Origin of the sequence: Actinoallomurus acaciae (assembly GCF_042429965.1) — a bacterium.
Lineage (GTDB): Bacteria > Actinomycetota > Actinomycetes > Streptosporangiales > Streptosporangiaceae > Actinoallomurus > Actinoallomurus acaciae.
The window spans coordinates 1-3,005 of the sequence record NZ_JBHLZP010000763.1 but is presented as its reverse complement, the minus strand read 5'-3'; the positions used below and the strand labels follow the sequence as shown (position 1 = coordinate 3,005).

Genomic DNA, 3,005 nt, shown 5'->3' with positions numbered 1-3,005 from the left:
CCGGCGGCCAGGGTGATACCGGCCCGGACGCCGGGCGTGCCGGGCAGCCGGTACGGCGCGCCGGGCTCGGGCGTGCCCTCGGCCCATGCCGTCGTCGCGCCGGGGCGCACCGGGGCGAGGACGAGTTCGGTCTCGGTGTTGGCCATGACGACGGCCTGTTGCGCGTCGGCCGTGACCCACTTTCCGATGTGCCCGTTCGGCCGCCAGCGGGCCGCGGTGTCGATCAGCGACTGCGCCGTGTAGCGGACCGTCGAGCCCCCGCCGCTCGCCGCGGGCTCGACCCGCCGGCCGTTGTTGCGGATCCGGTTCCCGCCGATGGCGGGGGCGCTGAGCGCCGAGGCCACGTAGATCCCCTCCAGACCGTTGCCCCAGAACTCGTTGGCCTCGATGATCATGTCCGTCGCGGCCTCCTGCGTGCCCCCGGCCAGGTTGTGCTGCCAGTACCCGTAGCGGCCGTTGCAGCTGATCCGGTTGCCCGAGAAGGTGTAGGGGCCGGGGGTGTTGCCGACCGCGACGCCGTCCCAGACGTTGTCCTCGATCACGCAGCCGGTGACGATCCCGCCGCGTCCGGCGACCGCGGAGGTGCCCAGGGCCGAGATGTCGTAGCCGGCCTGGTGGTTGGCGATGAGCGTGCAGCCGGAGACGATCAGGCCCTCGGCGCCCCAGTCGGAGATCCCGAACCGGTTGGCCTCCGAGTGGCAGCCGATCACACGGATGCCACGGGTCGGTGCCCACTGGCGGTTCTGCAGTTCGAAGAAGATGCCGCTGGTGCCGTTGCGCACCGCCGTACAGGAGGAGACGGTGCACCGCTCGGTGGGCCCCCAGCCGCCGGTCCCGATGCCGATGCCGGCCCCGCCCAGCCACTCGCCGTTCTCCAGCCGCCCGCAGTGCACGACGAGAAGCCCCTCCACGAAGGAGTCCTGGAGGAAGTCACAGCCGAATCCGGTCGCGGGCGTGTCGTGGATGTACAGGTCGCGGAACCGGCCGCGCAGGACGAACTGCAGGCCCAGTCCCTTCGCGTACACGTCGTACTCGGGCAGGACCATGCCCGAGCCGTCGATCTCGAAGTGCGCGAAGGTGCAGTCGGCGATCGGGTTGCCGGGGCTCGCCCCGTGCCGCAGGGCGGTGAAGTAGGCCAGCGGTGTGGGGGCTTCGGGGTTGCCGGGGTTGGACAGGGCGAAACACGTGGCCGCCGGGCCCGCCCCGATCAGGGAGACCCCGCTGCGCCAGATGGTGGCCTCGTCCTGGATGACGTACAGCCCGGACGGGCAGTAGACCGTCCGGGGCCGGCCGTCCGAGGCGCAGGCATCTCCGAGCCGGTGGACGAGGGCCTGGAGCGCGGGCTGGTCGTTGGTCTTGCCGTCACCGGCCAGGCCGTGGTCACGGGCGTTGTGGACGAACGGGTCCGGCATCCGCTCCTCCCAGGTTCGCGCCCATGTCGGCCGTTGGCGAGGCCTGTGGCGAGGCTTGTGGCGAGGCCTGGACCTCCAGGCCGTCGATCAGCGCGCGGCAGCGTTCCAGGTTCTGCAGCGCGCGCTCGCGCAGCACCGTGAAGCGCTGCCGCAGGCGTTCGGTGCAGGCGTCGCGCTCGTCCCACAGCCGGTCGAGCTCGGCCAGGAGGGGCCCGGTCTCCCTCCGCGCCACGCCGGTCAGCGCGGGCGCGCCGACCACCTGCGCGAAGTCGAAGACCTTGCCGGCGTAGGGCAGCGGCAGGACGGGCACCCCGGCGCTCGCGGCGAACATCACGAAGTGCAGGCGCATGCCCACGGCGAAGTCCAGGTGGCGCATCAGCCCGGCGATCTGCGCGGGGCGGTACGCGCGGTTGAGGATCCGGGCGGTCTCGGGGGCGTTCATCGCCGACAGCACCGCGTGGGCGTGCGTGATGTCGCCCCGTTCCATCGGCACGAACACCGTCTGGGCCTGGAGCCGGCAGGTCATGAAGTCCGCGGCGTTCGCGAGCAGCTCGTGGTAGCTGGCCTCGTCGAGATGGTCGGCCGCCCGGCCCGGCTCGCGTACCGACATGCCGACCAGGCGGTCGTGACTGTCGATGCCCTCGCGCAGCAGCATCTCCTCGGTGAACTCCTCCGGTTCGAGCAGGATCGCGGCATCGGCGGTCACCGAGATCTGCCGGCCGACCCCGGCGTTCTCCAGCACCAGGACCGATTCGTGGTCCCGTACCGTCAGATCGGTCAGGTTCTCCACGACCTCGCGGACGACGCGGATCTCCGCCCGGTCGGTCAGCGGCCCGGCGCCGATCGCGTAGCCGAAGGTGGGGATGCCGAGTTCCTGCGCCAGCCGTACCGGCCGCAGGACCGCGCTCGCCTGGCCGTCGTGCAGGACGCCGCCTCCCCCGAGGACCAGCAGGTCCAGCCCGGTCTCCGCCTCGATCAGCCGGTTCTGTGACACTCCGGTGTAGGGCACCGCGGTCACGCCGAAACGGTGCCGGCTGTCCTCCGGGTGACGGCTGAAGATGATCAACTCCGCCGTCGGGCGGATCTGCCGGAGGCCGTTCAGCACGCAGGTGAGGATCGCCTCGTCGCCGAGGTTCAGGCCCCCGTAGGAGCCGAGCACTCCGATCCGGAGCACGCGATCCCCGGAATCCGGCATCCCCCGATCACCACCTCGGCACCGACCTGTGACGATGTGTGTTCACTCCACCATCGCATCCCGCGGCGGACCTGCGTCAACAGGGCACCGAGGACATCTTCGCGCCGGGCGGCTGGATCATTCACTCCGGGCGGCCGGGTCATGCCCGGCGACGAGGCGGGCCAGCTCGACGCGCGAGCCGATGCCGAGTTTGCGGAAGGCCTGGCCCAGGTGGAACTTCACGGTGTGCGGTGAGATGAACATGCGGGTGGCGACCTGGGGGTTGGTCAGGCCCTCGGCGACGAGCGCGGCGACGGCGCGTTCGGTGTCGGTGAGCGAGGCCCACCCGGAGGCCGGGCGCTCCCCCGGCCGGTCGCGGCGCCGGACGCCGAACTCCCGCAGCCGGACGCGGACGCGGG

The 3,005-nt window shown here is 71.9% G+C and carries 3 protein-coding genes; all 3 read right to left on the bottom strand.

What is annotated here, in order from left to right:
- A partial coding sequence (locus ACFFNX_RS46580) for a right-handed parallel beta-helix repeat-containing protein (RefSeq protein ID WP_378212786.1) occupies nucleotides 1-1,412 on the bottom strand: 1,412 nt, incomplete at its 3' end.
- Nucleotides 1,381-2,607 carry a polysaccharide pyruvyl transferase family protein gene (locus ACFFNX_RS46575; protein WP_378212785.1) on the bottom strand — a complete coding sequence of 409 codons (1,227 nt, stop codon included), beginning with the start codon at nucleotides 2,605-2,607 and terminating at the stop codon, nucleotides 1,381-1,383. The genes ACFFNX_RS46575 and ACFFNX_RS46580, both read right to left, overlap by 32 nt.
- Before the next feature lie 117 nt (nucleotides 2,608-2,724).
- Nucleotides 2,725-3,005 (bottom strand): helix-turn-helix domain-containing protein (locus tag ACFFNX_RS46570; protein WP_378212783.1); only part of this gene is annotated, 281 nt, incomplete at its 5' end.

What these genes read in the sequence shown, in the direction of transcription:
- ACFFNX_RS46575 (WP_378212785.1), bottom strand. Translation starts at nt 2,607, where the DNA reads ATGCCGGATTCCGGGGATCGCGTGCTCCGGATCGGAGTGCTCGGCTCC.